At 68.2% G+C, this 17,196-nt stretch carries 12 protein-coding genes; 4 read left to right on the forward strand and 8 right to left on the reverse strand.

From position 1 onward, the window contains the following. Positions 1-109: 109 nt before the first annotated feature. The 6 genes from HR086_RS33085 to HR086_RS33110 form a co-directional block, all read right to left on the reverse strand. Positions 110-1,813 (reverse strand): DEAD/DEAH box helicase, encoded by a 1,704-nt coding sequence (locus HR086_RS33085; protein ID WP_174467621.1) that lies wholly within the window; start codon positions 1,811-1,813, stop codon positions 110-112. Between the two features lie 210 nt (positions 1,814-2,023). Beyond that, entirely contained in the window at positions 2,024-2,656 is a 633-nt protein-coding gene (cglE, locus tag HR086_RS33090; protein WP_141647493.1) for an adventurous gliding motility protein CglE, read from the reverse strand. A gap of 102 nt (positions 2,657-2,758) precedes the next feature. Next, positions 2,759-4,723 (reverse strand): adventurous gliding motility protein GltG, encoded by a 1,965-nt coding sequence (gltG, locus tag HR086_RS33095; protein WP_174467622.1) that lies wholly within the window; start codon positions 4,721-4,723, stop codon positions 2,759-2,761. 78 nt (positions 4,724-4,801) lie between these two features. Beyond that, the gene (gene cglF / locus HR086_RS33100; RefSeq protein ID WP_141647495.1) at positions 4,802-5,074 is read right to left on the reverse strand and encodes an adventurous gliding motility protein CglF; all 273 of its coding nucleotides are present in this window, start codon (positions 5,072-5,074) and stop codon (positions 4,802-4,804) included. A gap of 125 nt (positions 5,075-5,199) precedes the next feature. Continuing rightward, positions 5,200-6,669 (reverse strand): adventurous gliding motility TPR repeat lipoprotein GltE, encoded by a 1,470-nt coding sequence (gene gltE, locus HR086_RS33105; protein ID WP_174453615.1) that lies wholly within the window; start codon positions 6,667-6,669, stop codon positions 5,200-5,202. Next, the gene (locus HR086_RS33110) at positions 6,669-10,247 is read right to left on the reverse strand and encodes a tetratricopeptide repeat protein (RefSeq protein WP_174467623.1); all 3,579 of its coding nucleotides are present in this window, start codon (positions 10,245-10,247) and stop codon (positions 6,669-6,671) included. The genes gltE and HR086_RS33110 overlap by 1 nt, the downstream gene beginning before the upstream one ends. 282 nt (positions 10,248-10,529) lie before the next feature. Here HR086_RS33110 and HR086_RS33115 point away from each other — a divergent pair, with 282 nt between their 5' ends. The 3 genes from HR086_RS33115 (at position 10,530) to cutA (ending at position 12,556) form a co-directional block, all read left to right on the forward strand. Beyond that, on the forward strand, positions 10,530-11,192 hold the full coding sequence (locus HR086_RS33115) for a hypothetical protein (protein ID WP_141647498.1): 663 nt from the start codon (positions 10,530-10,532) through the stop codon (positions 11,190-11,192). A 61-nt stretch (positions 11,193-11,253) separates the two neighbouring features. Further along, the gene (locus tag HR086_RS33120; protein WP_174453613.1) at positions 11,254-12,219 is read left to right on the forward strand and encodes an ATP-binding protein; all 966 of its coding nucleotides are present in this window, start codon (positions 11,254-11,256) and stop codon (positions 12,217-12,219) included. 10 nt (positions 12,220-12,229) lie between these two features. After that, on the forward strand, positions 12,230-12,556 hold the full coding sequence (cutA, locus tag HR086_RS33125; protein ID WP_174467624.1) for a divalent-cation tolerance protein CutA: 327 nt from the start codon (positions 12,230-12,232) through the stop codon (positions 12,554-12,556). Between the two features lie 27 nt (positions 12,557-12,583). Here the strand turns inward: cutA and HR086_RS33130 are convergent, their stop codons facing one another. Continuing rightward, the gene (locus HR086_RS33130; protein WP_174467625.1) at positions 12,584-15,271 is read right to left on the reverse strand and encodes an ATP-dependent Clp protease ATP-binding subunit; all 2,688 of its coding nucleotides are present in this window, start codon (positions 15,269-15,271) and stop codon (positions 12,584-12,586) included. A gap of 353 nt (positions 15,272-15,624) precedes the next feature. Between HR086_RS33130 and HR086_RS33135 the strand changes: the two genes are divergently transcribed. Beyond that, a complete protein-coding gene (locus tag HR086_RS33135; protein WP_174467626.1) occupies positions 15,625-16,080 on the forward strand; it encodes a hypothetical protein in 456 nt (151 codons plus the stop codon). Between the two features lie 230 nt (positions 16,081-16,310). On the opposite strand, the gene HR086_RS33140 is transcribed toward HR086_RS33135, so the two are convergent. Beyond that, on the reverse strand, positions 16,311-16,703 hold the full coding sequence (locus HR086_RS33140; protein WP_141647503.1) for a LysM peptidoglycan-binding domain-containing protein: 393 nt from the start codon (positions 16,701-16,703) through the stop codon (positions 16,311-16,313). Positions 16,704-17,196 lie beyond the last annotated feature (493 nt).

Raw genomic sequence — 17,196 nt, forward strand, 5'->3', positions numbered from 1 at the left:
GTAAAAATGGAACGCAGCGGGGGCGCCAGCCGCCGGACTCTACCGGCCGCGAGCGCCCCCGAGCAATCGTGTAAAACCCGCCAAAGGGCGGGAATCATTGGCCTTCTTGCTACTCGGCCGAGGAAGCGTCGGAGGGAACGTCCCCGTCCTCGCCCCCCGCACCGCCTTCGGACGACTCGGCGGAAGCCGGGGGCGCCACGGGCGTCTCCGGCAGGGCCTTCGCACGCTCCACACCCGCGCTGTCGTTGAGCTGGGTGTAGAGGGCCACGGCCTTGTCACGCTGCTGCAGCTCTTCGGCGAGCTGGGCGGCGCGAGGCAGGTTGCCGAGCTTCTCGTGCAGCGGCAGCGCCTTGTCCTTGCGCCCCGCGGCCTCCCACGCCTCGGCGGAAGCCGCGACGTCGCCGAGCAGCTCCAGCCACCGGGCACGGCCCGCGGGCTTCTGCTCCTGCTCGGCCCGGGCCAGCTCGCGCTGAGCCAGCTCCTTCGCCTCTTCGTCCAGCTTCAGCCGCTGCATGAAGTGGAACGCCTTGGGAGGAGGCAGGGTGCCCAGCACCTCCACCGCCTCGCGACGCTGGCCCGCCGCCACGAGCAACGTGGCCGCGCCCAGACGATCTCCACGCTCCACCAGGCTCTTCACCTCGAGCCCACGGATGCGGTTGGCGCTGGCCATGTCCCGCGAGCGCTCGTACGCCTTGCGCGCCAGGGTCAGCTTCCCCGCACGCTCGTACGCGAGCGCCGCCTGGTCGAACTGGCGCGCGCGCTCATACAGGCGCGCCACGTTCTCGAAGTCGCCCTTGCCAACGTAGTGCTCCATCAGGAGCTCGTAGGCACCGGCCTTCTCCAGCGTGGGAGCGAGCTGATCCGGGGGCAGCGTGCCCACCAGTCGGCGCGCGGCATCGTTGTCGCTGCCCGCGAGCGCGGTGCGCAGCGCGCTCTTGAGGTCTCCGCCCGCCTCGAACAGCCGGGTGGCGTCCGCGAAGCCATTGTTCCGCTCGTGCAGACGGGCCGCGTCACGCGTGCGACCCATCCCCTCGAGCTGCTTGGCCTGCTCCTTCCAGTCGCCCGTCAGCTCCGGCATGGGACGGCGCTCGCCGCGCTCCGGACGCTCGCCGGCCGCGCCGCGCTCGGGACGCTCCCGGCGCTCGCCCGCAGCAGCGCCACGCTCGGGACGCTCCCGACGCTCACCCGCCGCGCCACGCTCGGGACGCTCACCGCGCTCCCGACGCTCGCCTCGCTCCGGGCGCTCCCGACGCTCACCGCGCTCCGGACGTGCCTCCGTCCGAGCCGCAGGCGCCGTGGGCTCCTCGACCTCGGGGCCGGGCTGACGACCGCTGGCGGCGAAGGCCACCTCGGCGCGCTCCCGGTCTCCCGCCGCGCGCCAGACCTGTCCCACCAGGAACAGCACGTCCGTCCACGCGTCGAACTTCTCCTTGGCGGGGTCCACCGCGGGCGCCGCCGGAGCAGCAGCCTCGGCCGGAGCCGCGCCCGTCTCACCCTCGGCGACCGCACCCTCCGCGCCTTCCGCCGGAGCGGCGGCCTCGGCCGGAGCCTCGGTGGCCTCCACCGGGGCACTCGCCTCCGCGGGGGCCGAAGCATCCGGAGCCGCGGGCTTGGGCTGACGCTGCACGCGCAGCATCGTGGTGATGAGTCGGCCTCGCGTGTTGAGGTCCAGGTCCTCCAGGGACTTCAGCCGCATGGGCCGCAGCGAGCGCACAATCGCCTGCAGCGGGCCCTTCTCGGCCAGGAAGTCCGTCTTGGACAGGGCCTTCTCCAGGACGCTCAGCTCGGAGATGACACGCTGACCCGGGCCCACGGGGCCTTCGTCACGACCCCGACCACGTCCGTCGCGGCCTCTGCCCTCGCCCCTTCCACCAGGGCCTCCCGGACCGCCCCGGCCACCAAAACCACCGCCAGGACCGTCACGGCGCGGGCCCTGACCCGGCGCACCCCCGTCACGACCACGCCCACCCTGGCGCGGCCCACCGCTTCCATTCTCCTGAGGCACGTCTTTCTCCCGCTGGAACTAGAACGCGTAGCGAATGTTCGGCGCCACCGCGAACCCGAACGAGCCTCCGGAAACGAGGTAGTTCCCCGTGACCTCGAGCCCCACGGAAAAGTGGCGCAACCGTGTGTAGTACTCCACTCCGGGCCCGGCAAACACAAGAATGTCGGAATCCGGAAGGAGACGCTTCGGCGAGAACATCGCATAACCCGCGCCTGCGCGGACATAGAACCACGTGCGCTTCACTTCCTGGCTGTCGGCCAGGCCCACCAGGCGCGCGCGCAACACCGCGCCCGGGACGAAGGTGGAGAAGTCACCGGACACCGCGCCGCCGGACTCGCCGATGTACTCGGCGCTCGTGCGGATGCTGGAACCCATGATGAACAGGCCCACGGACACCCGCTCGCCCAGGTCCACGCCGAACTCCACCTGGGCCATGGGGCCCGAGGAGAACGGACGGGGGGTCCCCTCCGCCGCGGGCGGATTGGTCAGGAAGAGCGGACCGCCGAGCAGCGCGAAGTAGAAGCCGCGCTCGATTTCATCGAACGTGACGGCGGGCTTGTCTCCCGTCGCCGTGGGGGGTGGTTGCTGAGCGCTCGCGGCCACGGGGAGGACGAACACGGCACACAGGGCAATGGAGGCGAGGGCTTTCATGCGGTCCTGAGGTTGACGTGGCTCCCACGGGGGACGGGAGCCGGGGTGACTGCGCGGGCGACCCCGGGGAAGGGCCGCCCGTGAAGCGGAGGAAGGCCGGCGCTAATCGCCGGACTGCTTGAAGATGAACGGATAGGTGACGACCACCACGCCACCGCCCTTGGGCTCGGGGAACTTCCAGGTGCGCACGCGACCGGCCACGCACGTCTCCAGCTCCGCGTTGCCCGCGGTGGACTGGGCCACCGAGGACGACGCCACGGAGCCAGTGGCGGTAATCACGAACTTCACGGCCACCTTGCCGCCCAGCTTCGGGAACCGGTTGAGGAGGCTTTCGTAGCAGTAGCGAATCTGCCCGCGGTTCATGTGGATGACCTTGCGGATGAGCTCCTTGTCCAGCGAGCCCATGACCTCCGGGTCGGACGAGGTGATGCCCACGTCCACGCTGGACTTGCCACCCAGCACGCCCACGCCCGTGCCGTAGCTGCCGGTGCCGCCGCCACGACCCTTGGTGCCGATACCGCCGATGCCGACGGTGTCACCGGTGCCGCCGCCACCACCGCCGGAGCCACGCAGGCCCAGGCCGCCGAAGCCACCCGAGTTGCCCGCCTTGGCGCCGAACATGTTGCCCATGGCGCTCTTCAGGTCGCCGCCCAGGCCCTTGCTGCCGAACACGGTGGAGATGCCGCCCTTGCCGCCGCCGAAAATCTTGGCGGTCAGCGCGCGCGCCTCGTCCTTCTTGTTCGGGTCGCCCTTGGGCGCGGTGCGGTTGTTGGTCTTGGGCGCGTCCTTCTTGCCCATCTGACCTTCGTCACCGCGGCTCTTGGCCGCCATCTCGCCGCTCTTCTTCGCTTCCTTCTGCTGATTGAGGCGCTCGAGGAACTTGTTCTTCTGCGCCTCGGGCGGCTTGATGAGGAACTTGGCGATGCGCGCCTGGTTGCCGGACAACTCGTCCGCGTACTCGTCACCCTCGCCCGTGCGGTTCATCGCGGTGATGACGAACGCGGTGGCCGCGAAGAACATCACCAGGAAGATGTTGAGCGCGGTGTAGTCCAGCGACTCGCCCAGCGGCGCCACGACGCGCTTGGGGACGGACTGGAAGCTCGCCTCCATCGTCACGCCGCCCAGGTCCACCCAGAAGAAGTCCTCCGCGTCGAGCGTGAGCGTGTACGCGTCACCCTCGTGCGAGGCCTTGCCGGACTCGATGACCGCCTTGAGCTCCTGCGTCTCGCCCTTGCGGACCAATTCGCCCTTCATCTTCCCCGTGAAGCGCACGACGAACGACTGACCGTCCGTGCGCAGCACGTCGAAGCGGGGAGCGCCGAACTTGGCGTCACCCATGACGAAGTCGACGCCCGCGGCGCTGCCCACCGTCACGAAGCGCTTGATACCCGGGGCGACGAAGAACTCGCCCACCCGCTGGTCACCCCAGCAGAAACGCAGCGACACACCCTGCGGACCGCTCGACTTGGAGCGGCGCACCGTGCGCACGCGGGGCGCGGCGTCGTCGACCGGGGCCTGCGTCGCGCGGGGAGCCGGCGCGGGCTCCTCGGCGGCGAGGATGGGGCTCTTCTGCGTGGGGGCGACGGAGGCGTCCAGCGCACCCGCGCTCGCGGCGGCGATGGGGGTGGGAAGGGACGACTCGGCGGCCTCGGCGGCGGCGGCCTGCGCCAGCCCCGTGGCGGCGGTGGTGGAGCCCAGCACGGGGTTCTTCTCCGTGGTGGTATCCGTGCTCGCCGCGGCCACGGCCAGGTTGGCGGCCGCGATGGCGGAGGGGTTCTCCAGCCGGATGGTGGTGGCGCCCACCCGAATCTCGTCGCCGAACGACAGCAGGCCCTTGTTGACCCGCTTGTTGTTGACGTACGTCCCCTCGACGCTGCCCATGTCGATGATGGACATGGAGCCGTCGCCGGCGACCTCGATGACGGAGTGGATGCGGCTGACCTTCTCGTCCTCCAGGCACAGGTGCGCCGAGGACAGCCGGCCAATCTTGATGATGTCGCGCTCGTAGTCCTTGGTGGCGACCAGGGTGTCGCCCTTGAAGACCTTGAGTGTCAGGGGAACGGCCATGAGGGCTCCTGCGGAAGGTGGATGCTCGCTATGGACAACGCTCGCGCCGGAAGGTTCCCGCCGACGCACCGACGCTTGTTACAGCTCGCCCACGGACTGCATCACCTTGTCCTCGAAGTCCTCGCGGATGCGGATGAGGTTCGAGTGCTTCACCGTCTCGCGCGCCTCGATGTACTCGCCGTCCGGCTTGGTGAGGTCGCCTTCGATGGTGTCGTCCTCGAAGTCGATGTTCGTCGTCTTGGAGTAGCGCACATTACCCTCCGCGCCCCCACCTGCCGGCTTGGCCGCATCATCCTGGGCGAAGGCCGGAGCCACCGCGAGCACCGCGCACAACATCAGAGCCTTCCGCATCACTGCCTCCCACAAGGGCCCCGCCGGGCCCGTTCGACGCCGCATGTCCAGACAACGGACAGCGAAGGTTCGCATCATCCCCCCGGGGCTCGCCACAGCGAAGGCACCCGGGGACATCCCAACTTTCACAGCAGGTCGTCTTCAGGCTCACCCGGCTCGGAAGGATCCGTCGTGCCTGCATTCTTCTTCTCCTGAGCCCCCGCTGCGGGGGACTGAGGAGGGGCCGCCGGCGGCTGGGGCGAAGAGCCCCCCGCCGGAGTGGCCTGGGCGGAAGTACCCGTGCCCGTGGCCGGAGCCACCGCGGCGCCATTGGGCGCGGGGGCCTGGGGCGCCTGCTTCTTCTCCGCGGCCTGCATCTGGGCCTGCTGCTTCTTCTGGAGGTCCTCCATCTTCTTCGCCTGCTCTTCGGCCGCGACGGCCTCGCGCTTGGCGCTGACGATGGCCTCCGCCTCACGCAGCAGCCCGAAGACGGGGGCCTCGCCGGACAGGGCCACCTCTCCGCCCGCCGTGGCGATGTACCGCTTGTAGAGCTCCACGGCGCGCTCGGGGGCGTCCTTCACCTTGTGGAGGAGGATGGCGCGGTTGAGGTGGACGGCCGCCAGCTCCGGGTCCAGCTTCTCCGCTTCGTCATACTCCTGCATCGCCTTGTCGTACTGACCCTGGCCCTTGTAGGAGAGGCCCAGGTTCAGGTGCGCGGTGGCGTTCTTCCCGTCCGCCTGGAGGATGCGGCGCAGGTGCTCCTCCGCGCCGGGATAGTCCTCCGCGTCCAGCGACAGCTGCGCCAGCGCGACGTGCGACGGGACATAGTCCTCGCGCGCCTCCAGCGCCTTCTTGAAGGACAGCCGAGCGTCATCGGCATCACCCTCGCGCAGTTGGATGAGGCCCACCGAGTGGTGCAGCTCCGGGTCCGCGCCGTCCAGCTTCACGCCGCGCAGCGCCACCAGCTTCGCCATCGAAAGCTGCTTGCGGTCCAGGTAGCTGCGGATCATCACCTTCAGCGCGGTGGTGGACGTCGGATCTCTCATCAGCGCGCCACGGGCCAGCTCCATCGCCTTGTCGTGGTCGTTCTGCTGCCGGTAGATCTCCGCCAGGCGCGCGCGGGACTGCGCGTCGTCCGGATAGCGCTGGAGGACCTCCTGATAGAGGGCCACCGCGCCGGCCACGTTGCCGCCGTTCTGCTCCATGACGGCCAGGTTCTCGGACGCCTGGCGCAGCGAGGGCTTCTTGGTGAGCGCCGCCTTGTAGCGGGCCTTCGCTTCCGGGATGTTGCCCTGACGCTCGGCGATGACGCCCAGGTTGTACTCGGCCTCGGCGAGGTTCGCGTCGGACTCCAGCGCCGACTTGAACTTGCGCTCCAGCGCCGGGTAGTCGAACGCCTTGGCCTTCTTCTGCGTGTCGAAGGACTTCACCGCGTCCTCGAAGCGCGCCTTGGCCGTGTTGGAGATGGGCGGAGGCGGAGCGTCCTTCGGCTGCGCCGTGGGGTTCTTCGCCACGGGCGCGGGAGAAGTGGCCTTGGACGCGGTGCAGCCGGCGGCGATGAGCGACGCGGCCGCCAGGAGGGGGAACAGGCGCATGGTACGGGTCGTCCGGTTCATTAGAGGAAGTCCTCCGGCTCCTCGTCGGCCCCAGCCGCCTTGGCGGGCTTGGTGCCGTCCGGGGTGGAGGCGGTGGCCTTCGTGTCCACCTGGGTCTCTGTCTGCGAGCGCAGCTGCGCGGTGAGGTCCGTGAGGTCCTCCTGCAGCGCCTCCTTCTGGTTCTTCTGCTCCGCCACGGCCTTGGGCGCCGGCGGCGGCACGTCCTGGATGCCGGCCAGCACGTCACCACCGATGATCTGCTGGCGGCTCTTCAGCGCGACCTTCTCCTCCGGCATCTCCGGATAGCGGTCCGGCTGGTAGGTGGTGCGCAGCAGCTTCAAGCTCTCCGCGGCGCAGGCGTTGAACACGTCCAGCTCGCGGCTCTTCGCCACCGTGGCGGCGAACGCCTCCGTGGCCTTGTCCTTGAGCGGCTGGGCCTGATTGGTGAACTCGTCGCGCAGCGCCTGCTGGGCCTCTTCGTCCAGGCCGCGCGGCATGGGCGCGTTGATGACGCTGTGGGCGAAGTGGTCATACGCCAGACCAATGCGGTTGAGCGCGCAGAGCGACGGCTCCGGAGCACCCAGGGACACCGTCTGCACGTACTTCTTCTCCACCACCTGCAGCGCGCGGCTCTTGTCCTGGATGCTGGCGCGGAAGCGGTCCGGCGACGGCGGCGCGCCCCAGTACAGCTTCAGGCGCTTGTATTCCGCCCAGTCCAGCTCCACGCCCAGGAACTGCGCCTGCGCGGCGGTGGCCAGCGCGGGCTTCTCCAGTGTGGTCTGCACGCGGCGGGGGAGCTGGTCGAAGTGCTCGCCCACGCGCTTGTACATGCGCGTCACGTCGCGCGACTTGTTCATCTTCTTGTACAGGTCGATGATCCGTCCCTCGGCGGTGAGGAACTTGCTGGCCGAGCGCATGTTGTCGCGCTCGTACTCTTCCAGCATCTTGATGGCCCGCATCGCCGCGCCGCTCTTGCCGGTCAGCTCGATGATGGACAGGCGGATGTCATCGGCGTCCTTCGCCTTCGGCCACAGCTCCAGGTAGCGCTCGCGGTTGCGCAGCGCCGCCTTCGTCTGGCCCAGGCCCTCGCGGTAGGTGGACGCGTTGAACAGCGCCACCTGCGCCTTGGCCTCGTCCCACTTCTGCGGCACCGCCGGCTTGTCGTCGCCGCCCTTCCTGTTGGACTTGCTGGACTTGCTCGGGCGCGCCTTGCCGCCACCCTTCTCCGACACGCTGCGCTCGTAGCCCTTCACGTACAGCTCGTAGGTCGTCGCGGCCTGCTCGAAGTCGCCAATGGCCTCCAGCGCTTCCGCGTTGGCGTAGATGGAGTCCGGCACGTACTTGGAGCGCGGATACTGGGCGAAGAGCCGGGCCCGCACTTCAATCGTCTTATCCAGCATCTTCGCTTTGTAGTAGTCGACGGACGCGTTGTAGAGCGCCAGGTCGGCGATCTCCGTCTGCGGGAAGTCGTGCACGAAGTTGAGGTACGCCTCGGCCGCCTTGGAGAACTCCTTCTTCTCCTCCAACTGGCTGACCAGCTTGAACGACGACTGCTCAATCAGCTTGGCCAGGTCGTCGCGGAACTTGCCCGTGGCCAGCTTGTCGTTGGCGTAGAAGCGCCGCGCCCACTCGTTCACCTTCGCGAAGTCCTGGAGCAGGTTGTACGAGTCGAGGATGAGGTTGGCGCTGATCTCCGCCGCGCGGTCGCCGTTCTCGAACTTGTACTCGGGGTAGCCGAGCGCGATTTCGCTGAAGCGCAGCACCGCCTCGTCGAAGTGGTTGTGGCGGTAGTAGATGTTCGCCGCCTTGAAGGCGATCTCCACCCGCTTGTCACCCTTGGGCACGTACTTGAGGTAGCGCTCGCACGCATCCAACAGCGCCTTCTTCAGCGTGGGGATGGCGGCCTTCTTCGACAGGTCCGTGCCCACCGATTCGCTCTTCGCCTCGCCACGCGCCTCGGCGGCCTTGACGACCTCGTCGTAGGCCAGCACCGCGTTGTAGGACGCGTTCGGCAGCCACTTGCCCGGCTTGCCCGGCTTCAGCTTGCCCTTGTCGTCCTTGGCCTCCAGCACCTTGGCGTCCTGGAGCACGACGAGCGTGTAGTTGGCGGCGGCCTTCTCGTAGTTCTGCAGGTTGTCGTTGAGCAACTCCGCCCAGAAGAAGCGCAGGTCGTACGCCTTGGGGTTCTCCGGGAAGAGCGTGAGGTAGTCGCTGTAGACGGCGTCCGCGTAGCGGAACGTCTCCTCGTTGCGCGTCTTGCGGCCCTCGTTGTGCCAGGTGACGGCGAGGTTGGAGAGCGTGCGCTCGGACAGCTCCTTCGCCTCCGCGAGCAGCTTCTTGTCCTTGTCGTCCTTGATGACGCCGGAGCTTTCGACCTCCTTCATGATCTTCACGAGCCGGCGCACCTGGGCCACGGTGCGCTCCTTGTTGCCCATGCGAAGGATGCAGTCGACGATCTTCCCCTGGAAGCCGGGCGCCTCGGGCGACAACGGCTTTTCCTTGATGAGGGAGTTGAAGGTGATGGCCGCTTCGCGGTCCTTGCCGTCGCCGTAGTACATGTTGGCGAGCTGCTTGAGCATCGTGAAGCGGTCCTCCGGATTGGAGGCCACCTTGCCGAAGTCCGCGCGCGCCTGCGCCACGTCGCCCTCGTGCGCGTACGCTCGCACGTAGTCGGTCCGGGCCTCACGCACCAGCGAGCCTCGGCCGCTCTTGCCGCCGTCCTTCTCCACCGCGTTGGCGCCGGCCAGTTCGCCGTACAGCACCACCGTCTTGAACTTGTCCTTCGCCGCCGTGTAGTCGCCCAGGTTGTAGTGGCACCAGCCCTGCTTGTAGAGGGCGAACGCGTACACCTGGCTCTCCGGGAACTCGGCGGCCTTCTTGTAGGCCACCAGCGCCTTCTCCAACTCCGGGCGCTTTCCCTTGGAGTTGTTGAAGTAGTACTCGCCGAAGGCGAGGTACGCGTCCGGGATGTACTTGGACTTCGGGTGCTTCTCCACCAGGCGCTTGAAGGCGACCAGCGCCTTGCGGTCCTGGCCCTCCTCCATCAGGTACTGACCGAGGAAGAAGAGCACCTCGTCCGTGCGCTCGAACTTGGGGAACTCCTGGACAATCCGGGTGTACTGCTCGACGGCGAGCTTGCCGTACTCCTTCTGCTTCGCGACGAACTCCGCCTTCTCCGCCTTGGCCTGCTGCTGGCCCGCGGCGTCGTTGCGGTTCATGGCCTTGATGAGGTCGTCGTCCTTGCGGTTGGCCTCGAAGAAATAGAACTTCGACTCCTCCCAGTAGAACTCTCCCAGGCGGAACAGGAGGCTGGGGACCTCCTTCGGATCCGGCGACAGGGAGATGATCTTCTTCAGCGAGACGATCTGCTCGCGTCGCTTGGAGGCCACCTGCAGCTCCACGCCCAGTCGGAACTGGTCGTACTGGAGCGCGGGGGCGACTTCTTCCTTCTTCTTCTCGCGGGTGATGTCGCCAGCCAGGGACTTGTCCACCGCGGTGGCGGACTTCTGGCCCAGGTCGGCGTCACGCGGCGCTTTCTTCTCCTGAGCGGCGGAGGCCGAGGCCAGGAGGACGAGGCAGACGAGGAGCGAACGGCGCATGGTCTTCCTAAGCGGGGGGGACCGGCGTCCCCGGTTGCCTACCAAACAGGCAAGTGGCCGGGAATCTTCGGGAATTTCCATTCGGGGAGAACCACTATGCGCGGTTTCCAAGTGCAGGGTCAACCCTGACTGGCTGGCCCCTCCAGAAGTGGAAAGCAGGCCGGCAAACTTCCAGAACTGCTGTGAAAAGGATGACAACACGGTTGCCTTGTCGGACCCACCGGGTATGGGGGAGCGGACGGCCGGCTGCCCGGTCGCCCTGCCTGGAGTGGGTGTCGGATCATGAGTCTGTTGCCGGAAAGCGCCAGCTTCGAGGAGCTGGTGCAGGACTACTTCCTCGCGGTGCGTGGCGCGGGGCTGATGCTCTCGGCATTGGACTCGGAGCTTCTGACATCCTGGGCCAGAGAAGGCGTTCCGTTCGAGGTGGTGGCGCGGGGCATCTCCCGCTCGGCGGAGAAGGCGCTGTGGGATGCGCGCCCCGGTGAGCCCGTGCTGCGAAACCTGCGTGCGTGTCGGCGGCAGGTCGACGCGGAGATCAAGAAGTACCGTTCGCTGACGGCGGGCGCGGGTGAGACACCGGCGCCGGAGGCTCCCTCGCGACGTCGGAAGGCGCTGTCGTGGGAGGAGACCCGACATGCCCGGCTCGTCGACGCGCTGGAGGACCTCGCGGGGCGGGAACAGGCCCTGGCGCCCCGGGTGGCGTGGCTGCGCGGCACGGTGCTGGCGAGCATTCCGGGGGAGCCCGCCGCGCTCGATGCGCAGGAAGCCCTGAGTTTCCTGGCGCTCCTGAGAGCCCTCCCCTTCCTGCAGCGACGCGAGGTGTGGCGTGACGCACTTTCGGTGGGTTCTGAACAGCAGGTGATGTCGGTGCGCGCGCGAAGGCTCTCCCGGCGCTTCCGGGTGGTGGCCGCGGTGCGACGGCGACTGGGTGTGAAGGAAGTCTGAGGGGGCGACACAACTACTGCTCGCCCGTTCAGTTTGCGAGGAGGCGGGGAAGGGCTCTGCTATGGCGATGCGCGAGACGGGTGTGGGAGCGAAGGCGACTGGGGAGGGGTGCCGCGTCTGTGCCGGCCGGACGTATGTCATCGAACGGCACGGAGACCAGGCGCAGGCGCGCGTGTGCGCATGCTCGGAGAACTGCTCCATCTGCGGCGGGCGCGGCCATGTGCTGGTGGAGCGAGAGGGCGTCTTCAGCCAGAAGGTGGGGCCCAAGCGCTACGAGGTGATGGAGCCCTGCACCTGCACGCGGCGGATGCGGCGGGTGACCATCTTCAACGACGTGCGGCTGCCCGGCGTGGTGGCGCACGCGTCCTTCGACAACTACCGCGCCTTCAACGAGGCCCAGGACCGGGGCCGCGGGGTGGCGATGCACTTCGGCCACCAGTACGTGAAGGGCGCCACGTCCAAGGGCTTCATCCTGAGCGGCCCGGTGGGCACCGGGAAGACGCACCTGCTCGCGGCCACGCTGGGCCACCTCGTCATCGAGATGGGAGTGCGCGCGCGCTACGTGGAGATTTCGCTCCTCTACGCCACCATCCGGCGGGGCTTCCAGGACGGCAAGAGCGGCGGAGAAATCATCGGGCCGCTGTCGGAGGTGGAGGTGCTGGCCATCGACGAACTGGGCAAGGGACGCGGCAGCCCGTTCGAGATGGAGACGCTGGATGAGCTCATCGCCCGCCGCTACAACGCGGGCCGCACCACGCTGTTCGCGACGAACTACTCGCTGGAGCCGGAGAAGAAGCAGCGCCCCCTGGGCCCCACCGGCTACCGGACGACGGAAGACGCCAAGGCGGTGGTGAAGGAAGCGGAGCTGCTGCGCGAGCGCGTGGGCGAGCGCATCTACAGCCGCCTCTGCGAGATGTGCACCTTCGTGGAGCTGCCCAAGGACACCCCTGACCGCCGACGCACGCGGCAGGAAATGGACACGCTCCACCAGCCCCCCACCGGCGGCATGCGCAGCGCCGGGCGGTGACTCGGGCGCCATGACTGACGCCATCCTGGTCCTCGTCGCCGCGCCCTCCGCCGACAAGGCCGCGGAGCTGGCGCGGACCGTCGTGGAAGAACAGCTCGCCGCCTGCGGCAACATCCTCCCCGGCCTTCGCTCCATCTATCGCTGGGAGGGCAAGGTGCAGGACGACGCGGAGGCGCTCATCCTCTTCAAGACGAGAGCCGCGCTCTTCGACACCCTGCGGGCCCGCATCATCGCGCTGCACCCCTACCAGGTGCCCGAGGTGCTCCGCGTCGACATCGCCGACGGTCACGCGCCCTATCTCGCGTGGATTCTCGACAACACCCGCGCCTCGCTCTGAGCAGCACCACCGCGCGCGTCGAGGCACTCACGTGGCGGGTGGAACAGGAGTCTCAGGGGGCTTCGGCTCCGCCTCCGCGGGCGCCCCCGGTTCCGCCTTGAAGACGAAGTGTCCGTCCTGGAAGTCGACCCTGATGCGCTGGCCCTCGCTCAGCTCACCGCGCAGCATCATCCGGCTGAGCTCCGTCTCCAGCTCGCGCTGGATGACGCGGCGAAGGGGGCGTGCGCCATAGCGGGGCTCGAACCCCCTCTCGGCCAGCGAGTCGCGCGCCGCGTCCGTCAACTCCAGGCCCACGTTCTGCCCGTGCAGCTTGCGGCGCGTGGCCTCCAGCATCGTGTCGACGATGCGTCGGAGCTGCTCGGGGTTGAGCGGATGGAAGACGATGATTTCGTCGATGCGGTTGATGAACTCCGGCCGGAAGTGCCCGCGCAGCGCGTTCATCACCGCCTCGCTGGCCCGCTCCCTGACCGTCCGCTCCTCGTCCCCCGAGCTCTGGAAGCCGAGCGCCGCCCTCGCGGCCCCCATCGCCTCCGAGCCCAGGTTGGACGTCATGATGATGACCACGTTCTTGAAGTCCACGGTGCGGCCGCGTGAGTCCGTGAGCCGCCCGTCGTCGAGAATCTGCAGCAACAGGTTGAACACGTCCGGGTGCGCCTTCTCCACCTCGTCGAAGAGCAACACCGAGTACGGCCTGCGACGCACGGCTTCCGTGAGTCGCCCCGCATCCTCGTAGCCCACGTAACCCGGGGGCGCGCCGATGAGCCGGCTCGCCGTGTGGCGCTCCTGGAACTCGGACATGTCCAGGCGAATCATCGCGGCCTCGTCGTTGAACAGATACTCGGCCAGCGCGCGCGCCGTCTCCGTCTTGCCCACGCCCGTGGGCCCCAGGAACAGGAACGAGCCGATGGGACGATTCGGGTCCTTCAAGCCCGCGCGAGCCCGGCGCACCGCCTCGGAGATGGCGCGCAGCGCGTCCTCCTGTCCCACCACGCGCTGCTTCAGCGCCTCCTCCATCTCCAACAGTCGCTGTCCCTCTTCCTGTTGCAGCTTCCGCGCGGGGATGCCCGTCCACTCGCTCACCACCGTGGCGATGTCCTCCGGCGTCACGGCGGGTTCGGTGACACCTCGCTTGAGCTGCCACTGCGTGCGCAGGCCTTCCAGCTCCGTGCGCAGCGTGTCGAGTTCGCCCTTGAGTCGGCTCGCCTCTTCGTAGCGCTCCCCCGCCACCGCCGCGCTCTTGTCCTTCTCCTTCTGCGCGAGCATCGCCTCCACCTCACCCAGCCGGTCCGGCGCGGTGCGTGCGCCCAGCCGCACCATGGCCGAGGCCTCGTCGAGCAGGTCGATGGCCTTGTCTGGCAGGAACCGGTCATTGACGTACTTGTCGGACAGCTCGACGGACGCGGTGAGCGACGTGTCGAGAATCTTCACGCGGTGATGCGCCTCGTACGCATCGCGCAGTCCTCGCAGGATTTCGATGGCCTGCTCCGGCGTGGGCTCGGCCACCATGACGGGCTGGAAGCGGCGCTCCAGGGCGGCGTCCTTCTCGATGTTCTTCCGATACTCATCCAGCGTCGTGGCCCCCAGGCACTGCAGCTCTCCGCGAGCCAGCGCCGGCTTGAGCAGGTTGGACGCATCCACCGCGCCCTCGGCACCGCCGGCGCCCACCACCGTGTGCACCTCGTCGATGAAGAGGATGATCTGCCCCTTGAGGGCGCGAATCTCGTCCATCAGTCCCTTGAAGCGCTCCTCGAACTCGCCCCGGAACTTCGTGCCGCCCAGGACACTCCCCAGGTCCAGCGACAGCACGCGTTTGTCCTTGAGCACCTCGGGGACCTCTCCCGCGACGATGCGCTGGGCCAGCCCCTCCGCGATGGCCGTCTTGCCCACGCCCGGCTCACCGATGAGCACCGGATTGTTCTTCGTCTTGCGACTCAGGATGCGAATGACGCGACTGATTTCCTTCTCGCGCCCGACGACCGGGTCCAACTCTCCCGCGCGCGCCAGCACCGACAAGTCCCTGGTGAAGCGTGTCAGGTTCGGCGGAAGCCCTCCGCTTCCCTGCCGCCCACCGACTCCCGCCGAGGGCGCCGCGGGCCCCCCCACCGAGGCGACCAGGCGCTTGCGCAGCTCATTGACGTCGACGCCCGAGAGGAACTGCGCCGCGTAGCTCTCCGCCTCCATCAGGATGCCGAGCAGCAGGTGCTCCGGTCCAATGAAGCTATGCCCCATCTGGAGCGCCTGGAGGCGGGCAATCTGGAGCACGCGCTTGACGCCCGAGGACAGCGTCACCCCCTGGGCCTTGCGCGGCTCGCGGCGGGGCATCACCGCGTCCAGGCGCGCCTCGAACTCGTCCACGGGCGCGCCTGCGTGCTTCAGCGACTCGCGCAGCTCCGGAACGGAGTGGAGCAAGGACAGCAACAGGTGCTCGATGCGCATCCGCTCGTAGCCCGAGTCGAGCGTCATCCGCGCCGAGCGCTCCAGCACCTGCTGCGCCATCTCCGACAGCTGCGTCAGCAGATTCTCCCGGCCCCGAGGGCGAGGGCCCATCATCTGCTCGACGAGGCTCTCCAGGCTGCCGAACCCCTTGGCGTCCCCCAGCCCCACGCCCATCGCGCTCGCGCAGTGGTTGCAGAAGTTGAGGATGGCTTCCTGCCCGTTCATCCGCTTCTTGAGCATGACCGCGGCTGGACGGGTCCGGCAGTTCTGACACAGCATGGTCGACGACCTCCGCGCTCCACTCCCGGGCAAGCTAGGAATGGCGCGGGCCGAGGACCACGGAAGGCCGCTTCACGAAGGGCGGGCATCCTGACGAGGCCTCATCCTCTCTCTCGTGGAGAGGCGCTCTCACGACTCCACCGCCCCACCCCCAGGATGGAGGAAGGCGTTGGCTCGCGACGTTGCGCTGCGTGCGCTTCGGACGAAGCCTGTGACGAGAGTCCTCAGGAGTCCGAGTGATGTCCCAAGACCGACTTCCCCGGCGGCGAGGACCTGCGCCTCTTCCCCGGACCCCTCTTCCCGAGGGAACATGTCCGGCATCCGGCCGAATGTCGCCAAGGCCCCTGACGCCCATGCCCCTTCCGTCTCCGTTCCATCCGCGCCGAGTGCTTTCCACGCTCCTGGCGGCGTCGCTCCTGGGCGCGTGTGCCACCGCGCCTCGCGCCGTGAAGGACGAGGGCACCGAGCGCATCGAGAACATCATCGGGCGACCGGACCGCGAGGAGCCCATTCCCGAGGGCATCTCCTTCGTTCCGGACACGAGTCCACTGCCGGAGGACGCTCTCGCCGTGCTCGACGAGCCAGCGACGACCGACGAGGAACCACCACCGCCACGAAACACGGTGGAGACCTATCTCGAGCAGCCCTCGTCGCCGTACTCCACGATGCAGCTGCTGGGACTGTGCACACCGCCCCGGCACGGTGCCTTCCACGCGCCCCATCCGCCCGCATGCACACTGGCGCCGGGCAGCATCCGGTTCCACATCGGTCCCAGGCCCGGGGGCAGCATCCCGGGGCTGCTTCCCTGAGCCGGACTCGCACGCCCCTCTTCGAAGAACCGGAGAGCAGCGGGCCGCGACTCACGAGCCAGCGTACCTCGCGCCAGAGGTCGCCCGCACGGAGGCATACGAAGCCCCGCGCCTGCTCCACGGGCTCGCGCGGGAGCGTGCATGAGTCGGCCTCGACACGACGAACCGCTCACGCGTGAGCACCCCGTGCATCGAAGGAGCCCCGAGGCTCCCCCGACACGACGGAGCGCTCAAGCCTGGGCGATGGACTTGGGCGGCAGCTTGAGCACCTGGCCCACCTTGATGTGGTCCGGGTCCTTGAGCTGGTCCTTGTTGGCCTCGAAAATCTTCGGGTACAGCTTCACGTCGCCGTAGATGTCCTTGGCCAGCTTGCCCAGCGTGTCGCCGGACTTCACCGTGTAGACCCCATACGGCTCCGCGTGCGTCACGGTGAGGTTCACCATGACTTCCTGCTGCCACTGCGTGTGCTTCGCCTTGATCTGGTCCCAGATGCGGTCGCGGTCCCACGCGTAGTCCACCGAGCCCTTGAGGATGAGCTTTCCATTCTCCTCGCGGGACTCGACCTTCGCGCCAATCGTCTTCGCCACGTCGAGCACGTCCTTGTAGTCATTCTGCAGGGCCATGGGCGTTCCTCCAGTCGGGTCAGGTCGCACGATGTCCACGTGACTGCCGCCGTGCGAGGGAGCGCACTGTAGGCACGCGGGCCTCGGCTCCCGTCTTGCCCTCCAGGCCCTCACCACTGCGTGCCAGCTGACACTCTCGCGAGGACGCCGGCTCCGTCGCTCCACGACAGTCCCCACGAGCACTCGCGCTTCGGCAGGAGAGCAGCCGGTGGTCCCTTTCCATTTCGCATCGGGTTCGTGGTAGCGAATGAGCACCGAGCCACGGCGCTCCTTCACCAGTGCATCACGCGCGGGAAGGATGACAGGCCGCCTGCTTCACGAGGGGCCGTACGGCACAGGCCAGCAGAATACCGCTCGCCCTCCCGAACGTTCCTTGGCTCGCTCAACCCCCAGAGGAGTCGACCCCCATGTCCACGCTGCGCAGCCTGTGCCTCATCGGAGCTTTCTCCGTGGGGGCCCTCGCCTGTAACGGAAACAAGGAGCCCCCCTCCCC

Origin of the sequence: Myxococcus sp. CA039A, assembly GCF_013336645.1 — a bacterium.
Classification (GTDB): domain Bacteria; phylum Myxococcota; class Myxococcia; order Myxococcales; family Myxococcaceae; genus Myxococcus; species Myxococcus llanfairpwllgwyngyllgogerychwyrndrobwllllantysiliogogogochensis.

Coding starts and splice junctions, on each gene's coding strand:
- gltE (WP_174453615.1), bottom strand. CDS start 6,669: ATGAACCGGACGACCCGTACCATGCGCCTGTTCCCCCTCCTGGCGGCC.
- HR086_RS33130 (WP_174467625.1), bottom strand. CDS start 15,271: ATGCTGTGTCAGAACTGCCGGACCCGTCCAGCCGCGGTCATGCTCAAG.
- cutA (WP_174467624.1), top strand. CDS start 12,230: ATGACTGACGCCATCCTGGTCCTCGTCGCCGCGCCCTCCGCCGACAAG.
- cglF (WP_141647495.1), bottom strand. CDS start 5,074: ATGCGGAAGGCTCTGATGTTGTGCGCGGTGCTCGCGGTGGCTCCGGCC.
- gltG (WP_174467622.1), bottom strand. CDS start 4,723: ATGGCCGTTCCCCTGACACTCAAGGTCTTCAAGGGCGACACCCTGGTC.
- HR086_RS33135 (WP_174467626.1), top strand. CDS start 15,625: ATGCCCCTTCCGTCTCCGTTCCATCCGCGCCGAGTGCTTTCCACGCTC.
- HR086_RS33120 (WP_174453613.1), top strand. CDS start 11,254: ATGGCGATGCGCGAGACGGGTGTGGGAGCGAAGGCGACTGGGGAGGGG.
- cglE (WP_141647493.1), bottom strand. CDS start 2,656: ATGAAAGCCCTCGCCTCCATTGCCCTGTGTGCCGTGTTCGTCCTCCCC.
- HR086_RS33110 (WP_174467623.1), bottom strand. CDS start 10,247: ATGCGCCGTTCGCTCCTCGTCTGCCTCGTCCTCCTGGCCTCGGCCTCC.
- HR086_RS33115 (WP_141647498.1), top strand. CDS start 10,530: ATGAGTCTGTTGCCGGAAAGCGCCAGCTTCGAGGAGCTGGTGCAGGAC.
- HR086_RS33140 (WP_141647503.1), bottom strand. CDS start 16,703: ATGGCCCTGCAGAATGACTACAAGGACGTGCTCGACGTGGCGAAGACG.